Source organism: Variovorax sp. Varisp41 (assembly GCF_047325085.1).
GTDB lineage: Bacteria > Pseudomonadota > Gammaproteobacteria > Burkholderiales > Burkholderiaceae_C > Variovorax.
In genome coordinates this window covers 3,966,685-3,988,703 of record NZ_CP168540.1, presented here as the reverse complement: position 1 = coordinate 3,988,703, position 22,019 = coordinate 3,966,685, and the positions used below count along the sequence as shown (strand labels likewise).

The 22,019-nt window shown below is 69.0% G+C and carries 24 protein-coding genes; 17 read left to right on the top strand and 7 right to left on the bottom strand.

Annotation, left to right across the window (positions count from 1 at the left end):
* Window positions 1-16: 16 nt before the first annotated feature.
* Window positions 17-832 carry a crotonase/enoyl-CoA hydratase family protein gene (locus ACEN9J_RS18410; protein WP_057595123.1) on the bottom strand — a complete coding sequence of 272 codons (816 nt, stop codon included), beginning with the start codon at window positions 830-832 and terminating at the stop codon, window positions 17-19.
* 31 nt (window positions 833-863) lie between these two features.
* A complete protein-coding gene (locus ACEN9J_RS18405) occupies window positions 864-1,712 on the bottom strand; it encodes a 3-hydroxybutyryl-CoA dehydrogenase (protein ID WP_057595122.1) in 849 nt (282 codons plus the stop codon).
* A 178-nt stretch (window positions 1,713-1,890) separates the two neighbouring features.
* Here ACEN9J_RS18405 and purT point away from each other — a divergent pair, with 178 nt between their 5' ends.
* The 10 genes from purT (at window position 1,891) to ACEN9J_RS18355 (ending at window position 12,435) form a co-directional block, all read left to right on the top strand.
* Window positions 1,891-3,093: a formate-dependent phosphoribosylglycinamide formyltransferase gene (gene purT, locus ACEN9J_RS18400; RefSeq protein ID WP_296737174.1), complete on the top strand. Its 1,203-nt coding sequence runs from the start codon at window positions 1,891-1,893 to the stop codon at window positions 3,091-3,093.
* 190 nt (window positions 3,094-3,283) lie between these two features.
* A complete protein-coding gene (locus ACEN9J_RS18395) occupies window positions 3,284-4,237 on the top strand; it encodes an alpha/beta hydrolase (RefSeq protein ID WP_413761712.1) in 954 nt (317 codons plus the stop codon).
* Window positions 4,238-4,359: 122 nt separating this feature from the next.
* Entirely contained in the window at window positions 4,360-5,235 is an 876-nt protein-coding gene (locus ACEN9J_RS18390; RefSeq protein WP_057595119.1) for a helix-turn-helix domain-containing protein, read from the top strand.
* 19 nt (window positions 5,236-5,254) lie between these two features.
* Entirely contained in the window at window positions 5,255-6,130 is an 876-nt protein-coding gene (locus ACEN9J_RS18385) for a branched-chain amino acid ABC transporter permease (protein ID WP_057595118.1), read from the top strand.
* 2 nt (window positions 6,131-6,132) lie between these two features.
* Entirely contained in the window at window positions 6,133-7,209 is a 1,077-nt protein-coding gene (locus ACEN9J_RS18380; protein WP_413761711.1) for a branched-chain amino acid ABC transporter permease, read from the top strand.
* Complete coding sequence (locus ACEN9J_RS18375; RefSeq protein ID WP_203203899.1) at window positions 7,206-8,027, top strand: ABC transporter ATP-binding protein; 822 nt, start codon at window positions 7,206-7,208, stop codon at window positions 8,025-8,027. Before ACEN9J_RS18380 ends, ACEN9J_RS18375 begins: the two co-directional genes overlap by 4 nt.
* Window positions 8,024-8,797, top strand: coding sequence for an ABC transporter ATP-binding protein (locus ACEN9J_RS18370; RefSeq protein ID WP_093355294.1), 774 nt, complete (start codon window positions 8,024-8,026; stop codon window positions 8,795-8,797). The genes ACEN9J_RS18375 and ACEN9J_RS18370 overlap by 4 nt, the downstream gene beginning before the upstream one ends.
* Before the next feature lie 5 nt (window positions 8,798-8,802).
* A complete protein-coding gene (locus ACEN9J_RS18365) occupies window positions 8,803-10,686 on the top strand; it encodes an AMP-dependent synthetase/ligase (RefSeq protein WP_413761710.1) in 1,884 nt (627 codons plus the stop codon).
* Window positions 10,687-10,748: 62 nt separating this feature from the next.
* Window positions 10,749-11,909: an ABC transporter substrate-binding protein gene (locus ACEN9J_RS18360; RefSeq protein ID WP_057595113.1), complete on the top strand. Its 1,161-nt coding sequence runs from the start codon at window positions 10,749-10,751 to the stop codon at window positions 11,907-11,909.
* A 64-nt stretch (window positions 11,910-11,973) separates the two neighbouring features.
* Window positions 11,974-12,435 (top strand): EVE domain-containing protein, encoded by a 462-nt coding sequence (locus ACEN9J_RS18355; RefSeq protein ID WP_057595112.1) that lies wholly within the window; start codon window positions 11,974-11,976, stop codon window positions 12,433-12,435.
* Between the two features lie 21 nt (window positions 12,436-12,456).
* Here the strand turns inward: ACEN9J_RS18355 and ACEN9J_RS18350 are convergent, their stop codons facing one another.
* Window positions 12,457-13,104, bottom strand: a complete 648-nt coding sequence (locus tag ACEN9J_RS18350) for a MarC family protein (protein ID WP_413761709.1) — start codon at window positions 13,102-13,104, stop codon at window positions 12,457-12,459.
* The gene (locus tag ACEN9J_RS18345) at window positions 13,104-13,853 is read right to left on the bottom strand and encodes an SDR family oxidoreductase (RefSeq protein ID WP_413761708.1); all 750 of its coding nucleotides are present in this window, start codon (window positions 13,851-13,853) and stop codon (window positions 13,104-13,106) included. Before ACEN9J_RS18345 ends, ACEN9J_RS18350 begins: the two co-directional genes overlap by 1 nt.
* A 139-nt stretch (window positions 13,854-13,992) precedes the next feature.
* Between ACEN9J_RS18345 and ACEN9J_RS18340 the strand changes: the two genes are divergently transcribed.
* Both ACEN9J_RS18340 and ACEN9J_RS18335 read left to right on the top strand, forming a co-directional pair.
* Window positions 13,993-14,604 (top strand): 2-hydroxychromene-2-carboxylate isomerase, encoded by a 612-nt coding sequence (locus ACEN9J_RS18340; protein ID WP_413761707.1) that lies wholly within the window; start codon window positions 13,993-13,995, stop codon window positions 14,602-14,604.
* A gap of 69 nt (window positions 14,605-14,673) precedes the next feature.
* A complete protein-coding gene (locus ACEN9J_RS18335; RefSeq protein ID WP_057595109.1) occupies window positions 14,674-15,357 on the top strand; it encodes a dienelactone hydrolase family protein in 684 nt (227 codons plus the stop codon).
* A gap of 45 nt (window positions 15,358-15,402) precedes the next feature.
* Here ACEN9J_RS18335 and ACEN9J_RS18330 read toward each other — a convergent pair whose 3' ends face one another.
* Window positions 15,403-16,305: a LysR family transcriptional regulator gene (locus ACEN9J_RS18330; RefSeq protein WP_057595108.1), complete on the bottom strand. Its 903-nt coding sequence runs from the start codon at window positions 16,303-16,305 to the stop codon at window positions 15,403-15,405.
* 115 nt (window positions 16,306-16,420) lie between these two features.
* On the opposite strand from ACEN9J_RS18330, the gene ACEN9J_RS18325 reads away from it, so the two are divergent.
* Window positions 16,421-16,795: an alpha/beta hydrolase gene (locus tag ACEN9J_RS18325; RefSeq protein ID WP_261215248.1), complete on the top strand. Its 375-nt coding sequence runs from the start codon at window positions 16,421-16,423 to the stop codon at window positions 16,793-16,795.
* A 204-nt stretch (window positions 16,796-16,999) separates the two neighbouring features.
* Window positions 17,000-17,368: a DUF4148 domain-containing protein gene (locus ACEN9J_RS18320; RefSeq protein ID WP_057597508.1), complete on the top strand. Its 369-nt coding sequence runs from the start codon at window positions 17,000-17,002 to the stop codon at window positions 17,366-17,368.
* Between the two features lie 100 nt (window positions 17,369-17,468).
* Here ACEN9J_RS18320 and ACEN9J_RS18315 read toward each other — a convergent pair whose 3' ends face one another.
* The gene (locus ACEN9J_RS18315) at window positions 17,469-18,647 is read right to left on the bottom strand and encodes a magnesium transporter CorA family protein (protein WP_413761706.1); all 1,179 of its coding nucleotides are present in this window, start codon (window positions 18,645-18,647) and stop codon (window positions 17,469-17,471) included.
* A gap of 59 nt (window positions 18,648-18,706) precedes the next feature.
* Complete coding sequence (gene hemB, locus ACEN9J_RS18310) at window positions 18,707-19,723, bottom strand: porphobilinogen synthase (protein ID WP_413761705.1); 1,017 nt, start codon at window positions 19,721-19,723, stop codon at window positions 18,707-18,709.
* A 343-nt stretch (window positions 19,724-20,066) separates the two neighbouring features.
* On the opposite strand from hemB, the gene ACEN9J_RS18305 reads away from it, so the two are divergent.
* Genes ACEN9J_RS18305 through ACEN9J_RS18295 form a run of 3 tightly spaced genes read left to right on the top strand, consistent with a single transcriptional unit; the run spans window position 20,067 to window position 22,019 of the window.
* On the top strand, window positions 20,067-20,495 hold the full coding sequence (locus tag ACEN9J_RS18305) for a CopD family protein (protein ID WP_057597511.1): 429 nt from the start codon (window positions 20,067-20,069) through the stop codon (window positions 20,493-20,495).
* Between the two features lie 5 nt (window positions 20,496-20,500).
* Window positions 20,501-21,619: a VanZ family protein gene (locus tag ACEN9J_RS18300; RefSeq protein ID WP_057597512.1), complete on the top strand. Its 1,119-nt coding sequence runs from the start codon at window positions 20,501-20,503 to the stop codon at window positions 21,617-21,619.
* Window positions 21,620-21,662: 43 nt separating this feature from the next.
* Window positions 21,663-22,019, top strand: coding sequence for a (2Fe-2S) ferredoxin domain-containing protein (locus ACEN9J_RS18295; protein ID WP_057597513.1), 357 nt, complete (start codon window positions 21,663-21,665; stop codon window positions 22,017-22,019).

Genomic DNA, 22,019 nt, shown 5'->3' with positions numbered 1-22,019 from the left:
GGAGCGGGGGCGTTCGTCAGCGCCCGCTGAAGCGCGCGGGCCGGCGCTCGATGAAGGAGCGCACGCCCTCGGCCGCGTCCTCGCTGTTCGACAGCCGCTTCTGCGTCTCGATGAACTCGCCGACCGCGGCCAGCGGTCCGTGCTCGATCGCCTTGAGCACGTTGAGGCGCGTGGCCACCACCGCCAGCGGCGCCTGCGCGGCGATGCGCTGCGCGATCGCGAGCGCCTCGTCGAGCTCCTGGCCCGCGGGCACCACCTTCTGCACGAAGTTCAGCCGATAGGCCTCGGCGCTGCCGAACTCGTCGGCCGTCAGCAGGTGCAGCATCGCGTTGCCGAGGCCCGCGCGCTCGGCCATGCGCAAGGTGGCGCCGCCCGTGGCCATGATGCCGCGCTGCACCTCCATCTGCGAGAAGCGGCAGTTGTCGGCCGCCACCACGATGTCGGCGCCGAGCATCAGCTCGATGCCCACCGTGAAGCAGATGCCCTTGACCGCCACCACCATCGGCTTGGTGCGCCGGCGGTAGCCCTCGAGGCCGAAGTCGTGCGGCTCCACCAGGCCCTGCGGGATCGCCTTCTCGCCGCGCTTCATGTAGTCGGCCACCGCGGGCAGGTCGAGGCCGGCCGTGAAGTGGTCGCCGAAGGCATGCAGCACGCCCACGCGCAGCTTCGGATCGTCGTCCAGGCGCGTGTAGGCCTCGGCGAGCTGGCGGAACATCGGCGGCGTCCAGCCGTTGCGCTTGGCGGGCCGGTTGATGCCGATCAGCAGCACGTGGTCGAGCACCTGGGTGTCGATGCAGCCTTCGGTCGGCGGGGTGGTGGGCGTGGCGGTCATGGCGTTCCCTGTCTCCTCGTTCTTCGGCGCGTCAGTAGGTGTAGACGCCGCGGCCGGTCTTGCGGCCCAGCTGGCCGGCGGCGACCATTTCCTTCAGCAGCGGGCAGGGGCGGTATTTGGAGTCGCCGAACTGGTCGAGGTAGACCTCCATCACCGCGAGGCAGACGTCCAGGCCGATCATGTCGGCCAGCGCCAGCGGGCCGATCGGCTGGTTGCAGCCCAGCTTCATGCCGGCGTCGATGTCCTCGGCGGTCGCGATGCCCTCGGACAGCACGAAGAAGGCCTCGTTGATCATCGGCACCAGGATGCGGTTGACCACGAAGCCCGGCGCGTTCTTCACCGTGATCGGCGACTTGCCCAGGCGCTCGGCCAGTTCCTTCACCGTGTCGTGGGTGGCGTCGCTCGTGAGGTAGCCGCGGATCAGCTCGACCAGCGCCATCATCGGCACCGGGTTGAAGAAGTGCATGCCGATGAAGCGGTCGGCGCGCGAGGTGGCGGCGGCCAGCTGCGTGATCGAGATCGAGGAGGTGTTCGAGGCGATGATGACCTCGGGGCCCACGAGCTCGTCGACCTGCTTGAGGATCTTGAGCTTGAGCGCGTGGTTCTCGGTCGCGGCCTCGATCACGAGCTGCGCGCCCTTGAGGTCGTCATAGTTGGTCGAGCCCTGGATCAGCGCCAGCGCGGCCGCCTTCTGCTCGGCGGTGAGCTTTTCCTTCTTGATCAGCCGGTCGAGGCTGCCCGAGACGGTGGTCAGGCCCTTGTCGACCGCCGCCTGCGCGACGTCGATCATCACCACCTTGACGCCCGCCACCGCACAGGCCTGCGCAATGCCGTTGCCCATCGTGCCGGCGCCGATGATGCCGACGGTCTGAATCGCCATGAGAAATGCTCCTTGAGAAAACGAAAGGGGAAGAAAGAAGAAGGCGGGCCAGCCGCCGTGCCGTCCATTGTGGATCAGCCCCGCCGGCGCGTCGTTGCCGCGGGCGACACGGGTGGCTTACAGTGCGCGCTCGCGCTTTTCCCCTCTTTTTCTCCCTCCCGAACCGACAGAAGCCGCCATGACCACCCTCGGCACCCCCCTCTCCCCCTCGGCAACCCGCGTGATGCTCCTCGGCTCCGGCGAACTCGGCAAGGAGGTGCTGATCGCCCTGCAGCGCCTGGGCGTCGAGACCATCGCCGTCGACCGCTACGAGAACGCACCCGGCCAGCAGGTGGCCCACCATGCGCGCACCATCGTCATGAGCGACCCCGCGCAGCTGCAGGCGCTGATCGAGGCCGAGAAGCCGCAGCTCGTGGTGCCCGAGATCGAGGCCATCGCCACGCCGATGCTGCAGCAGCTCGAGGACGCGGGCACGGTGCGCGTGATCCCCACGGCCCGCGCCGCCCGCCTCACGATGGACCGCGAAGGCATCCGCCGCCTGGCGGCCGAGACGCTGGGCGTGCCCACCAGCCCCTACAAGTTCTGCGATTCGCTCGCCGAGTTGCAGGCCGCGATCGACGGCGGCATCGGCTACCCCTGCATCGTGAAGCCCGTGATGAGCAGCTCCGGCAAGGGCCAGAGCAAGATCGACGGCCCGTCCGATGTGCAGAAGGCCTGGGACTACGCCATGGCCGGCGGCCGCGTGAGCCACGGCCGCGTGATCGTCGAGGGCTTCATCGACTTCGACTACGAGATCACGCTCTTGACCGTGCGCGCCAAGGACGCCGGCGGCGCCGTGAGCACCCGGTTCTGCGAGCCCATCGGCCATGTGCAGGTCAGCGGCGACTACGTCGAGAGCTGGCAGCCGCACCCGATGGCGCCCGCCGCGCTGCGGAAGGCGCAGCAGATCGCCGAGGCGGTCACGACCGACCTCGGCGGCCAGGGCCTGTTCGGCGTCGAGCTGTTCGTCAAGGGCGAGCAGGTCTGGTTCAGCGAGGTCAGCCCGCGCCCGCACGACACCGGCATGGTCACCATGGCCACGCAGTGGCAGAACGAGTTCGAGCTGCATGCGCGCGCGATCCTCGGCCTGCCGGTGGACACCACGCTCAAGAGCCCGGGCGCCAGCGCGGTGATCTACGGCGGCGTCGATGCCCAGGGCATCGCCTTCGACGGCGTGGCCGAGGCGCTGCAGGTGCCGGGCGTGGACCTGCGCCTGTTCGGCAAGCCCGAGAGCTTCGTCAAGCGCCGCATGGGCGTGGCGCTGGCGCATGCCGCCGACGTGGAGACCGCGCGCGCCAACGCCAAGGAAGCGGCTTCGCGCGTGAAGCCGCGCCAGGCCTGAACGCTTCGGCCGCCCGGTTGCGCGCGCGACAGCGGTAGCCAGTTTTCGCAAGCCGCGCCGCGCAGGCGCAGGCATGGTGCCGGGGCTGACGAAAGACGCCGGCCCTGGGGAGGCATGCGGGTGCATGCGGATACCGTCCGCGCGCGCCGCGCTCCACACTGGGTCGATCGATCGATCCACCGGAGACACCATGCTGCATCCCCAGGCCCGCGCGCTGCTCGACTTCATCGAGGCGCGCGGCATCCCGCCGACCCACACGCTGTCGCCCGCCGACGCGCGCGCCTTCTACCGCGAGCGCCGCGCCGCCACCCAGCCGCTGCCGGCCGAAGTGGCCGAGGTGCGCGACCTCGCGGCCGACGGGCCGCACGGCCCTATTCCCGTGCGCATCTACCGGCCGCTGGCCTCGGGCGCCGGCCCGCTGCCGGTGCTGGTGTATTACCACGGCGGCGGCTGGGTCATCGGCGACCTCGACACGCACGACGTGCTGTGCCGCGAACTGGCCAACGACGCGGGCTGCGCGGTGGTGGCGGTCGACTACCGCATGGGCCCCGAGCACCGCTTCCCGGCCGCGGTCGACGACGTGCTGGCCGCCACGCGCTGGGTGCTGCGCGAGGCCGCGGCGCTGGGCGTGGACGCGAGCCGCATGGCGGTGGGCGGCGACAGCGCCGGCGGCAACCTCGCGGCGGTGGTGGCGATCGCCGCGCGCGACAGCGCCGACCTGCCGCTCGTGTTCCAGCTGCTGATCTACCCGGCCACCGACATGCGGCGCGGCCATCCGTCGCACCAGACCAACGGCCAGGGCTACCTGCTGACGCGCGACACGATGACCTACTTCCACGACCACTACATCACCGATGGGAAGCACGACCTCGACTGGCGTGCCTCGCCGCTGCTGCACGGCGATCTGTCGCGGCTGCCGCCGGCGCTGGTGCTCACGGCCGGCTACGACCCGCTGCGCGACGAGGGCCTGGCCTATGCCGAGGCGCTGACCGCGGCCGGCAACAGCGCGAACTACGTCTGCTTCGAGCGCCAGATCCATGGCTTCGTGACCATGGGCAAGATGCTCGACGAGGCCAACACCGCGGTCGCGCTTTGCGCCACCGAGTTGCGTCGCGCGTTCGCGGCCGCGAAGCCGCAGGCCTAGGGAAAGTCCCCGCGCAAATGGGCCCCGCGCCGCGCGCGTGCCCCGCTACGATCAGCCCCACAACGACGCCGACCCAGGGCCCGTGCCCTGGCCCAGGCCCCCGAATGCAGGAGACAGACACCATGCAGGGAACGAGGATGGCGCCGTCGACGCAAGGCGGTGCCCGCGAGGGTCGCGGCCAGGGCGAACGCCTGATGTGGCTCACCACGCAGCGCGTGTTCTACGCCGGCCTGCTGGGCCGTGCCGCCGTGCGCACCATGGGCGGCCATGGCGTCTATATCTCTCCCGCGGGTGCACCGCCCAACCGCCTGCGCGTGGGCGGCGGCGCCTGGCAGAGCGGCGAACTGCTGGTGGTGCCGCCGCAGGTGCCGATCGAGATCGAGAGCGCGCATCCGCTGATCCTCAACCTGCTGATCGAATCGGAGTCGGTCGATCCCGCGCGCATGCCCGACTGGCTGCAGCACTGCGGCCCGGTGCAGGCACCGGCCTTCGTCCAGCGCGTGCGCGAGAGCCATGCCCAGCTGCTGGCCGCCTCGGCGCGCGGCCAGCGCTTCGACGGCCTGGACTTCGACCGCCAGTTCTTCGGCGCGCCGCTCGCGCCGCGCGCGCTCGATGCGCGCATCCGCAAGGTCATCGACACGATCAACGCCGATCCCGCGGCCGCCACCTCGGCCGAGGAATGCGCGGCCTCGGTGCACCTCTCGTTCTCGCGCTTCCTGCACCTGTTCAAGCAGGAGACCGGCATGGCTTTCCGCGCCTTCCGCGCCTGGAAGCGCGCGCGCAGCCTGCTGCGCTACGTGCGCCAGACCGCCACCCTGACCGACATCGCGCTCGAGGCCGGCTATCCCGACTCCACCCATTTCAGCCATTCGATCCGCCAGGTCTATGGCCTGAAGCCCAGCGACATCCTGGCCGGCTCGCGGCGCCTCGCGCTGCACGACGCCGCCGGCGCGGCCTACCGCCCCTTCACGTCCCCGTTCCGTCACCTGCGCCAGTAAGGCCAAGGAGGTTCCCGTCGTGCAGATCCTCCAGCTCCTGCTGTCGGGCATCGCGCAAGGCTGCATCTACGGCCTGATCGCGCTCGGCTTCGTGCTGATCTACAAGGCCACCGAGACGGTGAGCTTCGCGCAGGGCGACCTGATGATGCTTGGCGCCTTCGCCGCGTTCGCGGGCATGTCGCTGTTCGGCATGCCGTTCTGGCTCGCGGCCGTGCTCGCCATCGCCGCGATGGCGGCCTTCGGCGTGCTGCTCGAGCTGGTGGTGATCCGCCCGATCCTCGGCCAGCCGCAGTTCTCGATCGTGATGCTCACCATCGGCATCGCCTACGTGGCGCGCGGCCTGGTCACCATGGTGCCGGGCATCGGCACCGAGACCCATGCGCTGGCCGTGCCCTACAAGGACCGGATCTGGAAGCTCGGCGAGCTGGTGGTGAACCTCGAGCAGCTCGTGATCATCGTCGCCACCGCGATCCTCTGCGGCCTGCTGTTCGCGATGTTCCGCTACAGCAAGCTCGGCATCGCGATGCAGGCCTCGTCGCAGAACCAGCTCGCGGCCTACTACATGGGCATTCCGGTCAAGCGGCTCAACGGGCTGGTGTGGGGGCTGGCGGCCGCGGTCGCGGCGATCGCCGGCATGCTGCTCGCGCCGATCACCTTCGTGCACGCCAACATGGGCTTCATCGGCCTCAAGGCCTTTCCGGCGGCGGTGGTCGGCGGCTTCGGCAGCCTGCCCGGCGCGATCGTCGGCGGGCTGGTGATCGGCATCGTCGAGTCGTTCGCGGGCTTCTATCTGCCCGACGGCTTCAAGGACACGGCGCCGTACATCGTGGTGCTCTTGATGCTGATGATCAAACCGAACGGTCTGTTCGGCGAGAAGCTGCGCAAGAAAGTCTGAACATGCGCTACATCTTCAAGACTTCCTACGACCAGGACATCCGGCTCGCCAAGCATGGCGGCCAGGTCTTCTGGTATGGCCTCTTGTGCGTCTTCCTGCTGGCCGCGCCGTGGGTCATCGACGAGTACTGGCTCGCGCAACTGACCTTCGTGCTGATCTACGGCATCGTCGGCCTGGGCCTGATGCTGCTCGCGGGCTTCACGGGCCAGTTCTCGATCGGCCACGCGGCCTTCCTCGGCACCGGTGCCTACACGCAGGGCGTGCTGACCAACCTCGGCGTGCCGTTCCCGCTCGCGCTGGTCGCGGCCGCGGCGCTGTCGGCCGGCGTGGGCGTGGTGGTGGCGCTGCCGGCGCTGCGCGTGAAGGGCATCTACCTGGGCATCGCGACGCTTTCGTTCGGATTCATCGTCGAGGAGGTGTTCGCGCGCTGGGAGAGCGTGACCGGCGGCAACGCGGGCCTGCACGTGAAGTCGCCGCAGCTCTTCGGCTGGTCGCTGGGCTCGGGCGACGGCTTCTACTTCCTGTGCCTGCTGGTGGCGGTGCTCAGCACGCTGGGCATCCTGAACCTGCTGCGCTCGCCGACCGGCCGCGCCTTCGTGGCGATCCGCGACTCGGAGATCTCGGCGCAGAGCATGGGCATCCATCTCGCGCGCTACAAGACGATGTCGTTCGCGATCTCGGCCGCGCTCGCGGGGCTCGGCGGCGCGCTCTATGCGCACAAGCTGAGCTTCATCTCGCCCGACCAGTTCAACATCCTGCAGTCGATCGACCTGCTGCTGATGGTGGTGATCGGCGGGCTCGGCTCGGTGCATGGTGCCTTCCTCGGCGCGATCTTCCTGATCGCGATGCCGCAGCTGATCTCGATGGGCAAGGACTGGCTGCCCGCGGTGATCGGCCAGGCGCCGGGCCTGCAGGGCTTCGTCTACGGGGTGGTGCTGATCGTGTTCGTGCTGTTCGAGCCGCTGGGGCTGTACGGGCGCTGGCTCAAGGTGCGCACCTACCTGCAGCTGTTTCCGTTCTACCGCAAGGGCCTGTTCAAGCGGCAGAAGTCCTTCACCAAGTCGGATCGCCTGAGATGAGCGGCGGCGACATCCTTCTCTCGGCCCGGGACCTGAGCGTGCGCTTCGGCGGCGTGCTCGCGGTCAACAAGGTCAGCTTCGACGTGCGGCGCGGCGAGGTGTTCACGCTGATCGGGCCGAACGGCGCGGGCAAGACCACGGTGTTCAACCTGATCAGCCGCATCTACACGCCGACCTCGGGCCAGATCACCTGGCATGGCGAGGCCGGCGGCGCGGTGGCGCTGACCAGCCAGGCGCCGCATGCGATCGCGGCGCTCGGCATCGCGCGCACCTTCCAGAACATCGAGCTGTTCGAGCATGCGACGGTGCTGCACAACCTGCTGATCGGCCGCCACACGCACCGGCGCAGCGGCTTCTGGCGCGAGCTGTTCTTCACGCCGGCCACGCGGCGCGCCGAGATCGAGGCGCGCGAGAAGGTCGAGCAGGTGATCGAGCTGCTCGACCTGCAGCACCACCGCGACGCGATGGTGGCGGGCCTGCCCTACGGCGTGCGCAAGGTGGTGGAGCTGGCGCGCGCGCTGTGCACCGAGCCGAAGCTGCTGCTGCTCGACGAACCCTCGTCGGGCCTCAACGTCGAGGAGACGGCCGACATGGCGTTCTGGATCCAGGACATCCAGCACGAGCTCGGCGTGTCGGTGCTGATGGTGGAGCACGACATGTCGCTGGTGTCGAAGGTGTCGGACCGCGTGCTCGCGATGAACCAGGGCGAGGTGCTGGCCACGGGCTCGCCGCGCGAGGTGCAGGCCGATGCGCGCGTGGTGGAGGCCTACCTCGGCACGGTCGACGACGTGAGCAGCCTGCGGAGGGTTCGAGCATGAGCGACGTGGTTCTTCAGTTGCTCAACGTCGAGAGCGCCTACGGCCCGATCAAGGCCATCCGCGGCGTGAGCCTCCAGGTGCGCCAGGGCGAGATCGCGACCGTGCTGGGTTCCAACGGCGCCGGCAAGACCACCATCCTCAAGACCATCTCGGGAATCATCGATCCGCGCAAGGGCAGCATCGAGTTCCAGGGCCGCGACATCACGGCCAGGGACCCGGCCCACATCGTGCAGCAGGGCCTGAGCCACGTGCCCGAAGGCCGCGAGGTGTTCCCGCTGCTGTCGGTGCGCGACAACCTGCTGATGGGCGCCTACACGCGCCAGGACCGCGACGGCGTGGCGCGCGACATCGAGACCGTGTTCGGCTACTTCCCGATCCTGCGCGAGCGCGCCACGCAGGACGCCGGCCTGCTCTCGGGCGGGCAGCAGCAGATGCTCGCGATCTCGCGCGCGATCATGGCGGCGCCGCAGCTGATCCTGCTCGACGAGCCCAGCCTCGGCCTGAGCCCCAAGCTCACCAAGGAGATCTTCGAGATCGTGGTGCGCATCAACCGCGAGCGCGGCACCACCATCCTGCTGGTGGAGCAGAACGCCAACATGGCGCTCAACGCGGCCGACCACGGCTACGTGCTCGAGAACGGCCGCATCGTGATGGAGGACAGCTGCGAGCGGCTGCGCGAGAAGGAGGACATCAAGGAGTTCTACCTCGGCGTGAAGGACGAGGGCGTGCGCGGCGAGCGGCGCTGGAAGAAAAAGAAGACCTGGAGGTAGCACCGATGAGCAGCACCTTCGCACTGCGCGCGCCGGCCGGCCTCTGGGACCTGGCGCACCTGCAGCCCCGCACCGAGGTGGTGGTGCCGGGCGACACCATCCCGGCCGTGTTCTGGAAAGCGGTCGAGTTGCGCCGCGACAAGGTCTGGATGCGGCAGAAGGAGTTCGGCATCTGGCGCAGCTGGACCTGGGGCCAGACCGCCGAGGCGGTGCGCGAGATCGCGGGCGGCCTGATGGCGCTGGGCTTCGCGGCCGGCGAGTGCGCCTCGGTGCTGTCGAACACCGTCATCGAATGGGTGCTGGCCGACGTGGCCGTGCTCAGCTGCGGCGGCGTCTCCAACGGCATCTACCCGACCGACGCGGCCTCGCAGGTGCAGTACCTGTGCGAGGACTCGCGCACCACGGTGCTGTTCGTCGAGGACGACGAGCAGCTCGACAAGGCGCTCGAGGTGCGCGCCGCGCTGCCGCTGCTGCGCAAGGTGGTGGTGTTCGACATGGAGGGCCTGCGCGAGCTCGACGACCCCGACGTGCTGAGCCTGCAGGCACTGCGTGCCCTGGGCCGCGCGCACCTGGCCGCGCATCCGCAGGCGCTCGAGCAGCGCGTGGCCGCCTGCCGCGCCGAGGACCTCGCGATCCTGGTCTACACCTCGGGCACCACCGGCAAGCCCAAGGGCGCGATGCACAGCCACGGCGGGCTGGTCTACACCATGCGCGGCTACAACACGCTGCTGGCGCAGGACGAGAGCGACGAGCGCATGTGCTTCCTGCCGCTGTGCCACATCGCCGAGCGCATGGGCGGCGAGTACTTCGCGATGTACACCGGATCGATCCTCAACTTCGTCGAGAACCCCGAGACCGTGCCCGAGAACGTGCGCGAGATCGCGCCTACGGTGTTCACGGCCGTGCCGCGCGTGTGGGAGAAGTTCTACTCGGGCGTGATGATCGCGCTCAAGGAGGCCAGCCGGCTGCAGCAGGCGGCCTACGGCTGGAGCATCGGCGTGGGCCAGCAGATCGCGCAGCGGGTGCTCGAGGGCCGGCCGGTGGGCGCGGGGCTGCGCCTGAAGTTCCGCCTGGCGCGCTGGCTCGCGCTCGACAACGTGCGCAAGCTGATCGGCATCCACCGCGCGCGCTTCCTCGTGACCGGTGCCGCGCCGATCTCGCCCGAGCTGGTGCGCTGGTACCTCGCGCTCGGCGTGCCGATGCTCGAGGTCTGGGGCATGACGGAGTCGTGCGGCGCTTCCACCGGCGTGCCGGTCACGCGCATCATGCCGGGCTCGATCGGCCCGGCGGCCGGCTACAACGAGGTGCGCCTCGATCCGCAGACCGGCGAGATCCTGGTGCGCGGCCCGAACGTCTTCATGGGCTACCTGAACCTGCCCGAGAAGACCGCCGAGACCATCGACGCCGAGGGCTGGCTGCACACCGGCGACGTCGGCACGGTCGACGCGGAAGGGTATTTCCGCATCACCGACCGCATGAAGGACATCATCATCACGGCAGGTGGCAAGAACATCACGCCGAGCGAACTCGAGAACGAACTCAAGTTCAGCCCCTACGTCACCGACGCGGTGGTGATCGGCGACAAGAGGCCCTACCTGACGGTGATCGTGATGATCGACCAGGAGAACGTCGAGAAATTCGCGCAGGACAACGACGTGCCGTTCAGCAACTACGAAAGCCTCACGCGCACGCAGGAGGTGCTCGACCTGATCCAGGGCGAGATCGACCGCGTCAATGCGAAGTTCGCGCGCGTGGAGCAGATCAAGAAGTTCTTCCTGCTCGAGACGCAGCTGAGTGCCGAGGACGAGGAGCTGACGCCGACCATGAAGCTCAAGCGCAAGCTGGTGCAGACCAAGTACGCGCCGCGCATCGAGGCCATGTACCGCTGAGCGCATCGAAAAAACGTTCCGATCGCCACCCGATTCTTTCGCCAACCCGAGGAGACAAGCGCATGAAGCTCAAGACACCGACGATGCTGGCCGTGCTGGGCCTGGCCGCGACGCTCGCGTCCGCGCAGCAGGGCGTGACCAAGGACGAGATCCGCATCGGCACGATCCAGGATCTCTCGGGGCCGCTCGCCGGCTTCGGCAAGCAGGCGCGCAACGGCATGCAGCTGCGCGTGGACGAGCTCAACGAGCAGGGCGACGTCAACGGCCGCAAGCTCAAGCTCTACGTCGAGGACTCGGGCTACGACCCGAAGAAGGCCGTGCTGGCGGCGCAGAAGCTGGTGAACCAGGAGAAGATCTTCATCATGGCCGGCCACATCGGCACGGCGCAGAACATGGCGGCGATGCCGGTGCAGTTCGACAAGAACGTCGTCAACTACATGCCGATCACCGCGGCGCGCGAGATGTACGAGCCGCTCAACCGCCTCAAGTACTCGTTCGCCGCCACCTACTACGACCAGATCCGCCTGGCGCTGCCGAAGATGGTGAAGGACAAGGGCGCTAAGAAGGTCTGCACCATCTACCAGGACGACGAGTTCGGCCTCGAGGTGCAGCGCGGCGCCGAGGCCGGCCTCAAGACCGTCAACATGGAGCTGGCCGAGAAGACCTCGTTCAAGCGCGGCGCCACCGACTTCAGTTCGCAGGTCGCGAAGATGAAGGCCGCCAACTGCGACCTGGTGGTGCTCGGCACCATCATCCGCGAGACCATCGGCACGGTGGGCGAGGCGCGCAAGACCGGCTTCAACCCGACCTTCCTGGGCTCGAGCGCGGCCTACACCGACCTGATCCACAAGCTCGGCGGCAAGGCCATGGACGGCATCTACGCGACCATGACGGTGCAGAACCCCTACACCGACGAGCAGTCGCAGCCGCTGCGCTTCTGGGCCAACAAGTACAAGACCAAGTTCAACGAGGACCCGACCGTGTTCTCGGTCTACGGCTACGTGATCGTCGACTCCTTCATCAAGGCGGCGCAGAAGGCCGGCCCGAACCTCACGACCGACAGCTTCATCAAGGCCATGGACAGCATCACCTTCGAGCCCGACATGTTCGGCAGCCCGAAGAGCACCTACACCGCCACCAAGCGCCTGGGCAACGACCAGTCGCGGCTGTCGCAGATCAAGGACGGCAAGTGGGTGGTGGTGTCGGACTACGTGGCACCCTGAGGCCGGGCCCCGGCGGCGGGGCGGGCGGCTATATTGCGCGGCATCCCATCCTCGCGAGAACGCCATGCCCCAGTACTGGCTGATGAAATCCGAGCCCGACGAGGTCTCGATCGACGATGCGCTGGCCGCGCCCGACGCCACCGTGGCGTGGACCGGCGTGCGCAACTACCAGGCCCGCAACTTCATGCGCGACGGCATGAAGGTCGGCGACGGCGTGCTGTTCTATCACTCGAGCTGCCCCGAGCCCGGCATCGCCGGCCTCGCGCGCGTGGCCTCGGGCATCAAGCCCGATCCCACGCAGTTCGACCCGAAGTCGCCCTACTACGACGCGGCCTCGAAGCAGGACGATCCGCGCTGGCTGCTGGTGGACGTGCAGGCGCTGCGCAAGACGCGCCTGCTGGCGCTGCCCGAGCTGCGCGCGAAGCCCGAACTGGCCGAGCTCACGATCCTGCGAAAGGGCAACCGGCTGTCGATCACGCCGGTGGAGCCGGCGCACTGGAAGATCATCGAGAAGATGCTGGGCTGAGCCGGCCCGCATCCGGTCGCGCTACTTGGCGAGGATCGGGAACAGCTTGCCGAGGCCGTCGGTCATCACCTCGACCGCCAGCGCCGCGAGGATCAGGCCCATGAGCCGGGTCATGATGTTGATGCCGGTCTTGCCGAGCACGCGGGCGATCGGCTGGGCGAGCGAGAAGGCGATGGCCGTGGCCAGCGCCACCACCACGCCGTAGCCCACGAGCACCGCGAGCTCCCACAGGTGCCTGGCCTTGTCGGCGTAGATCACCACGGTGGAGATGGTGGCCGGGCCGGTGAGCAGCGGGATGGTCAGCGGCACCACCGCGATGGAGGCGCCCATCGAGGCCTTGACCTCGGTGGCGCGCAGCTCCTCGACGTTGGTCTTGCTCTCGGCCGGCTGCGCGTTGAGCATCGACAGCGAGCTCATCAGCAGCAGCAGGCCACCGCCGACCTGGAAGCTCGCGATCGAGATGCCGAAGAAGGACAGGAGCTGCAGGCCGATCAGCGCGCTGACCGCGATCACCACGAAGGCGCTGAAGGCCGACATGCGCACCGTGCGGCGGCGCTGCGCGTCGGAGTAGCCCTGCGTGTAGTGGATGAAGAAGGGCACGATGGCCAGCGGGTTGACGATCGCCACCAGCGTGACCAGCGGCTTGATCAGGTCCATCGAGGTGCTCATCAGCGTCCTCCCGAGACGTCGAGCAGGGCCATGGTGGTGTAGCTGGCCTCGTCGGACAGCAGCCACACGATCGCGTTCGCCACCTCTTCCGCGCTGCCGGGGCGCTTCATCGGCACCGAGGCGGCGAGGTCGAAGGCCCGGTCGGGCATGCCGCCCGAGGCATGGATCTCGGTGTCGATCAGGCCCGGGCGCACCGCGTTGACGCGAATGCCCTCGTCGGCCACTTCCTTGGCCAGGCCGAGCGTGAAGGTGTCGATCGCGCCCTTGCTCGCGGCGTAGTCCACGTACTGCTCGGGCGAACCCAGCCGCGAGGCGGCGCTCGAGAGGTTGACGATCACGCCGCCCGTGCCGCCGTGGCGCGTGCTCATGCGGCGCACCGCCTCGCGCGCGCAGACGAAGCTGCCGACCACATTGATGCGGAACATGCGTTCCAGCCGCGCCGCGCTCATCTCGTCGGCGCGCGCGCGCACGTCGACCACGCCGGCGCTGTTGACCAGCGCCGTGAGCCGGCCGAGCCTGGCGTCGACCTGCTCGAACATGGCCATCACCTGCGCTTCGTCGCCGACATCGGCCTGCACCGCGATCGCTTTGCCGCCCGCGGCGCGGATCGCGCGCACGACTTCGTCGGCCGCGAGCGAGTTGCTCGCGTAGTTGACCGCCACGGCATGGCCGCGCCGCGCCGCCAGCAAGGCGGTGGCGGCGCCGATGCCGCGTCCGCCCCCCGTGACCAAGAGCACCTGCTGGTTCAATTCCGATCTCCTGCACAAAAGCTGCGCGTCAGTTAAAACCGTCGGTCCGGATTACATCACCGAGGGTGGCTCGCAAGTCGCGGGCCTTACCCGCAGTACCGGGATGTTCCGGCGGCGCTTCGTGCGCGGAGGTGAATTCATGAGCAAGACCATCGACTACTACTTCCCCCCCCAAAGCCCCTGGACCTACCTGGGCCATGCGCGCTTCGCCGCGATCGCGGCCGCGGCCGGCGCCACGGTGCGCGTGCGACCGGTGGACATGGGCAGCATCTTTCCGGTCTCGGGCGGGCTGCCGCTGGGCAAGCGCGCGCCGCAGCGGCAGGCCTACCGGCTGGTCGAACTGGCGCGCTTCTCGAAGCACCTGGGCATTCCGCTGCATCCGAAGCCGAAGTTCTTTCCGGTCGCGGGCGACGACGCGGCGCGGCTGATCATCGCGGTCGATCTCAACGACGGCTGCGAGGCCGCGATGCGCATGTGCGCGGCGGTGTTCGGCGCGGTGTGGGCGCAGGAGCGCAACATCGGCGACCCCAAGGTGCTCGAGGCGCTGGTGGCCGAATGCGGCCTGCCGGCCAAGCGCGCCGAGCAGGCGCAGAGCCAGGCGGTGCAGGAACGGTACGAGGCCTACACGCAGGAGGCCATCGACATCCAGGTCTTCGGCGCGCCGAGCTACGTGATCGACGGCGAGATCTTCTGGGGCCAGGACCGGCTCGATTTCGTCGAACGCGCGCTGCGCGCGGGGCCGGCGGGCTGAACGCCGCCGACACGCACCGGACACGCATTCCCTCCATCCTTCCCATTGCCATCAAAGGAGCAACAACTCATGGGTCAATTCATCGATCTCACAGCCAAGGACGGCTTCGTCTTCCCCGCCTACGTGGCCGAACCCGCCGGCACGCCGCGCGGTGCCGTCGTCGTGGTGCAGGAGATCTTCGGCGTCAACTCGCACATCCGCTCGGTGGCCGATGGCTACGCGGCCGCGGGCTACCTGGCCGTCGCGCCCGCGACCTTCCACCGCGTGAAGCCGGGCGTCGAGCTGGGCTACAGCGAGGACGACATGAAGACGGGCTTCGGCCTGAAGACGGCCGTGGAGGCGCTGCCCGCGCCCGGCGTGCTGCAGGACATCGAGGCCGCCGTGGCCTACGCGGCCAAGGCCGGCAAGGTCGGCATCGTCGGCTACTGCTGGGGCGGCCTGCTGACCTGGCGCGCCGCCGCGCTGGTGCCCGGCCTCTCGGCCGCCGCGCCCTACTACGGTGGCGGCATGACCTCGCCCGAGGAAACCGCGCGCCAGCCCAAGGTGCCGGTGCAGGCCCACTTCGGCAACCAGGACCACTGGATCCCGCTCGACACCATCGAGAGCTTCAAGAAGGCCCATCCCGAGGTCGAGGTGCACGTGTACCCGGTGGGCCACGGCTTCAACTGCGACCAGCGCGGCTCGTACGACGCCGACGCGGCCAAGCTGGCGCGCGAGCGCGTGCTGGCCTTCTTCGCGCAGCACATCGGCTGAGCACGCTCGCTTCGTCGCATGGGAGCCCGGCGCCGCCGGGCTTTTTCATTTCTTGAGGCCGGGCTTGTCGCCCACGCGGGTCTCGAGGAAGTCGAGCAGCGCGCGCAGCGCGGCGCTGTTGTGGCGCCGCTGCAGGTAGACGGCCGACAGCCACATGTCCTTGCGCGCATAGTCCTGCAGCACCGGCACCAGCTCGCCCTGGTCGATGTGCGACTGCACCAGGATCGAGGGCAGGTAGATCACGCCGAAGCCGCGCATCGCGATGCGGATCAGCGGCGCGCCCTCGGTGCAGTCCATGCGGCTCCTGACGTGTACGTCGAGCGGCTCGCCGCCGTCGTCGAAGCGCCAGACCGGCTGGGCGCCGAGCAGCGAGTGGGTGAGCGCCTCGTGGTCCGCCAGGTCGCGCGGATGCTCGGGCTTGCCGTGCTTCTTCCAGTAGACCGGCGAGGCGCACACCACCATGTTCATGAGCCGCAGCTTGCGCATGATCAGGTTGGCGTCCTCCACCGGGCCGCTGCGGATGTCGACGTCGATGCCTTCCTCGGCGAGGTCGACCGTGCGGTTGGTCAGCTGCAGGCTGATGCGCACGTCGGGGTAGTGGCGCATGAAGTCGGCCAGCAGGTTGGGGAACTCGCCGTTGCCCATGCCGTGCGGCGCCGAGATGCGCAGCCGGCCGCCGGGCTGGCTCGCGCGCTCCTGCAGCTCGGCCTGCGTGAGCTCGACCATCTCGAGCACCGGCGTGCTGCGCTCCAGCAGCAGCTGGCCGGCGTCGGTGAGGCTCACCGAGCGCGTGGAGCGGTTGAGCAGGCGCACGCCGAAGCGGGTCTCGAGTTCGGCGACATACTTGCTGACCGTGGCCTTGGACATGTCGAGCCGCTTGGCCGCCTGCGAGAAGCTGCCATGCGCCGCGACTTCGCGAAAGGTTCTGATCAGGTCGAGGCTGTCCATGGATGTCGTGCCGGTAGCGCTGGGCGATGGCGCGATTCTCAAGGGTTTTTCTTAGCATGGCCGCGCGGCACTTTCGTGGCGCGCCGCGACTCGCACGCAGGCAAGGATGCATTCGATGACACGTACTTTTCGATTCCATGCGGCCCTCGCGCCGGCGATGCTGGCACTGGCGGCCCTGTGGCTGCCGGCCGGCGGGGCGCTCGCCCAGGCCTTCGATCCGATCCGGCCGATCGGCCCCGGCGCGGACCGCGCCGCGCTGGCCGCCGAAGCCGCCGCGGCGGCGCGCGCCGGCAATGCGTATGGCGACGTGGAGGCCGAGCGGCCGCTCGCCGCGCCGCGCACCGGCGGGCGCGACCGCGCGGCGGTACGCGCCGAGGCGGTGGCGGCCTCGCACGACCCGAGCCTGAACCTCGACCGCCGCGCCTTCGTCAACAGCGAGATCCCGCCGCAGATCAAGGCCGTGCCGGGCACGCCGCGTACCGGGCGCTGAGCATGCGGCGGGGCGGAATGGCCCGCTGCGCGCCCAGGTTAATGACTGAACGGTCGACCTGACATTGTTTCAATACCGGAAACACCGTGTCTCTGAACCGGGTGTTTTCCCGAACGATTTCGCCTTGAAACTCGCCGCACAGGCGAGCCGATTCGCGCGCCTGGTGGCTAAACCCTCCGACGTACCGTATCAAGGACAAACGAAATGAAGACCTCGCACATCATCGCCGCCGCCGCTCTGGCCCTCGTTGCCGCCGCTGGCGCCCAAGCCGAAACCTATGAAGGCGTGACCCAGGCCGTCTCGACCAAGAGCCGCGACGAAGTCAACACCGAAGCCGTGCGCGCCGCCGCCGCTCCGAACCAGAACGTGACCCGCGGCTCGCGCGGCCCGGAAACGGTCGCCGTGTCGAAGGACCGCGCCCTGGTCGAAGCCGAAGCGATCCGCACCGCCGCCGCTCCCGACCAGAACGTGACCTCGGGTTCGCGCGTGAACAGCAAGGTCATCTCGACCATGCAACACCCGCTCGACGCACGCGTCCAGGCCCAGCAAGGCACCGGCGCCACCGCCAAGTAAGCTGTCGCACGGCACCGGGCGGCCTTCGGGCCGTTCGCATCCGGACGAGAAAAAGCCACGCGGAGATCGCTCCGCGTGGCTTTTTTTCATGCGCGTTCGGTCAGCGCGTGCGCGCGAGGTAGCGCTTGCGCCAGAAGATCAGCACCAGCAGCACCGCGATCGCGAGCATCGAGCCCATGGCGATCCAGAAGCCGTCGGCCTTGTGCACCAGCGGGATGAACTCGAAGTTCATGCCGAAGATGCCGGCGATCAGGTTCAGCGGCAGGAACACGGCGGTGAGCACCGTCAGCACCCGCATGATGTCGTTGGCCCGGTGGCCCTGCACGCTGAAATGCATCTGCACCGCGGTCTCGGCGTTCTGCTCGAGCCGGCGCACGTGGTGCACCACGCGCTCGATGTGCTCGAGCACGTCGCGGCTGCGGATCATCACCAGCTCGCGCTCGCGCCCCTCGGCCGCGTCCTTGGGCGGCGGCAGGGTCTCGAGGTTGTCGAGCCAGTCCTGCATGGCGGCGCGCTGGTCCTCGCAGATCTCGTCGAGGTGGTGCAGCGACTGGCGCGATTCCATCAGCGCGCCCCAGTTGGTGAAGCGGCTGCGCGGGTCGATGAGCTCGGCCTGCCAGTGGTCGAGCTGCTTCGTGAGCTCGCGCCGCAGGTCGAGGTAGCCGTCGACGATCTGGTTGATGACGCGCAGCATCAGGTCGGCCGGGCTGGTGGGCACGCGGTTCGTGACCGCGCGCACGTCGAGCGCCGGCGTACCGCGGTCGCCGGGCGCGGCGGCCGCCAGCAGGCGCGCGGCGAAGACGTCGCGCACCGCGCCGTCCTCGGGATGCACCGACAGCAGCACGCGGTCGAACACGGCGAAGCCGACCGGGCGGGTGTCGATGCGGCGCAGCACGGGCGGGCCGCCGCGCGGGCGCGGGGCCGGGGCGGCGGCGGTGGCGGTGGCGGTGGCGGTGGCGGGTGGCGCGGTCGAAGCGGGCGGCGCCGGCTGGCCGTTGCCGCTCGCGAGCCGGCGGAACACCAGCACGTCGTACTGCGAGGTGTAGTCGCTGTGCGAGGGCAACTGGTCGTTCAGCAGGTCGGCCACGTGCAGGTCGACCAGCTGGGTCTGGCACAGGGTCTGCAGGATCTGCTGCACCTCGGGCAGCGAGGCGCGGAATTCGTCGCGCGTGAGCGAGATCCAGAGATAGCTGGCGGCGCTGCAGGAGCCGGGCAGGGCCAGCGGCGCCAGCGCGGCATGCTCGCTGACCTGCGAGCTGTTGATTTCGAAGATTCGCATCGCGCGCCCCCGTGCTTGCTCAAGATGGCCTGGACCGAAGGCCGGGCGGCCCCATTGTGCTACTTAGTTTGTAGCAGGCGGGCAGCGTCGAGCGCGAAGTAGGTGAGGATGCCGTCGGCGCCCGCGCGCTTGAAGGCCAGCAGGCTCTCGAGCACCACGGCGTCGTGGTCGAGCCAGCCGTTCCGGGCCGCGGCCTTGAGCATCGCGTACTCGCCGCTCACCTGGTAGGCGAAGGTCGGCACGCGGAACTCGTCCTTCACGCGGCGCACGATGTCCAGGTAGGGCATGCCGGGCTTCACCATCACCATGTCGGCGCCCTCGGCGATGTCGATTCCCACCTCGCGCAGCGCTTCGTCGCTGTTGCCCGGGTCCATCTGGTAGACCTTCTTGTTGCTCTTGCCGAGGTTGGCGGCCGAGCCGACCGCGTCGCGGAACGGGCCGTAGAAAGCGCTCGCGTACTTGGCGCTGTAGGCCATGATCCGCGTGTGCACGTCGCCGCGCGCTTCGAGCGCCTGGCGGATCGCGCCGATGCGCCCGTCCATCATGTCGCTGGGCGCCACGATGTCGACGCCGGCCTGCGACTGTGTGAGCGCCTGCTTCACCAGCACTTCGACCGTGGGGTCGTTGAGGATGTAGCCGCTGTCGTCGAGCAGGCCGTCCTGGCCGTGGCTGGTGTAGGGGTCGAGCGCGACGTCGGTCATCACGCCCAGTTCGGGAAAGCGCGCCTTGAGCGCCGTCACCACGCGCGGGATCAGGCCGTCGGGGTTGAAGGCCTCGTCGCCGGACGGGGTCTTGAGGCTCGCGTCGATCACCGGGAACAGCGCCATCACCGGGATGCCGGCCGTCACGCACTGCTCGGCCACGGGCAGCAGCAGGTCGAGGCTCAGGCGTTCCACGCCCGGCATCGAGGCCACCGCGTCACGCCGGCCGCTGCCTTCCTGCACGAACACCGGGTAGATCAGGTCGTGCGTGGTGAGGGCGTTTTCCCGCACCAGGTTGCGCGTGAAGGCGTCGCGGCGAAGGCGGCGCGGGCGCCCGGCGGGGAAGGCGGCGAAGGAGGAAAGGGAGGAGCTCATGCGGAAAATTGTGCCCGAACTAAAGTTCCTGACCTGTTGTCGCGGATGGGACCAGTTGTCCGACAACTACGGAAATTAGTAGTACCAAAGTAATAAATTTTTACCCGAGAATGTTAATTAAAGCGCAGCAGTCGCTTGAAACCTTGTTTCGTCTTTGTTAAATTCTGCCCCGGACGGCTTGCCGTCCCCCGCTTTTCCTCCCTGAGCGGGTGCCTTGATGTGTGACAGCAAAAGGGCTTCCCAGCCCGACGTGAAGACGTCGGGCTTTTTTTTGTCCGCCGCTTTCGTGGGGCCGCCGAAGCCGGGTGCCTGGGGGCGGGGAGCGGCCACTAAACTGGCCGCCATGCTCTGGGTCAAGTCCTTCCACATCGTCTTCATCGCCAGCTGGTTCGCCGGCCTGTTCTACCTGCCCCGGATCTTCGTCAACCTCGCGATGGTGCCGCCCGAGTCGCTCGCCGAGCGCGAGCGCCTGCTGCTGATGGCGCGCAAGCTGCTGCGCTTCACCACCTTCCTGGCCGTGCCGGCGCTGGGCTTCGGCCTCTGGCTGTGGCTGGGCTACGGCATCGGGCGCGGCCCGGGCAACGGCTGGATGCACGCCAAGCTGGCGCTGGTGCTGGTGGCGATCGGCTACCACCACGGCTGCGCGGTGCTGCTGCGTCGCTTCGTGGCCGGCGAGAACCGGCGCAACCATGGCTGGTACCGCTGGTTCAACGAGCTGCCGGTGCTGCTGCTGCTGGCGATCGTGATCCTGGTCGTGGTCAAGCCCTTCTGACGGCGGTGGCGACGCAGCACAAGTCCGCCGCGCTGCCCCTTGCGCTGGCCTATGCGGCGCTGATCGTCTACGCGAGCCTCTATCCCTTCGCCGACTGGCGCGACCAGGGCATCGCGCCCTGGGCCTACCTGTGGGCGCCCTGGCCCAAGTACTGGACCGGCTTCGACTTCGCGATCAACGTCGCGGGATACGTGCCTTTCGGATTTCTCTGCGCGCTGTCGGTGCTGCGCACCCGCAGCACGGCGAGCAACGGCCGCGCCGTGCTGCGCGCCACGCTGGCGGGCGTGGCGGTGTCCTTCGCGATGGAAACACTGCAGAGCTACCTGCCGGTGCGCATTCCCTCGAACGTCGACCTGGGCCTGAACAGCGCCGGCGCGCTGCTGGGCGCCGTGCTGGCGGTGGCGCTCGAGCGCTTCGGCGCGGTCGCGCACTGGGGGCGGGTCCGGGCGCAATGGTTCGGCGACGACGCCCGCGGCGCGCTGGTACTGCTCGCGCTGTGGCCGTTCGCGCTGCTGTTCCCGGCCGCCGTGACCTTCGGCCTGGGCCAGGTGTTCGAACGGCTCGAGGCGGCGATCTCCGAATGGCTGCTCGACACCCCGTTCATCGACTGGCTGCCGGTGCGCCAGTTCGAGCTCGAGCCGCTGGTGCCGGCGGTCGAGCTGCTGTGCGTGATGCTGGGCGCGCTGGTGCCCTGCCTGCTCGGCTATCTGGCGGCGCGCACGGTGGTGCAGCGCGCGGTGCTGTTGCCGCTGATCCTGCTGACGGGCGTGGCGGCCTCCGGGCTGTCGGCCGCGCTGAGCTACGGCCCCGACCATGCCTGGGCCTGGCTCGGGTTGCCGGCGCAGGTCGGCATCGCGGCGGCGCTGTTCGCCGGGGTGGCGCTGCTGTTCGCGCCGCGGCGCCTGTGCGGCGCGCTGCTGCTGGTGGCGCTGGTGCTGCAGCTGAGCCTGCTGAACCAGGCGCCCGAGAGCGCCTATTTCGCGCAGACGCTGGCGACCTGGGAGCAGGGGCGCTTCATCCGCTTCCACGGGCTGGCCCAGTGGCTGGGCTGGTTCTGGCCCTTCGGGGTGCTGGCCTACGTGATCTTCCTGCTGTCGCGGCGCAGCCGGGCGCCGGCCGCCTGAGGGGAAGGTCCGGGCGCGCGGGCGGCGGTCCTAGAATCCGCCGATGTCCACCCCCGCCAGCCACGCCGCGCCTTCGGGCTACTACGGCCGCCACATCTTCTTCTGCCTCAACGAACGCAAGAACGGCGAGGATTCCTGCGCCATGCACAACGCCCAGCAGGGCTTCGACCGCTGCAAGTCCAGGGTCAAGGAGGAGGGGCTCTCGGGGCCCGGCAAGGTGCGCGTCAACAAGGCCGGCTGCCTCGACCGCTGCGCCGGCGGCCCGGTCGCCGTGGTCTATCCCGAGGCGGTCTGGTACACCTTCGTCGATGCCGACGACATCGACGAGATCGTCGACTCGCACCTGAAGAAGGGCGAGATCGTCGAGCGCCTGCTGCTGCCGCCCGACGTCGGGCGCTGA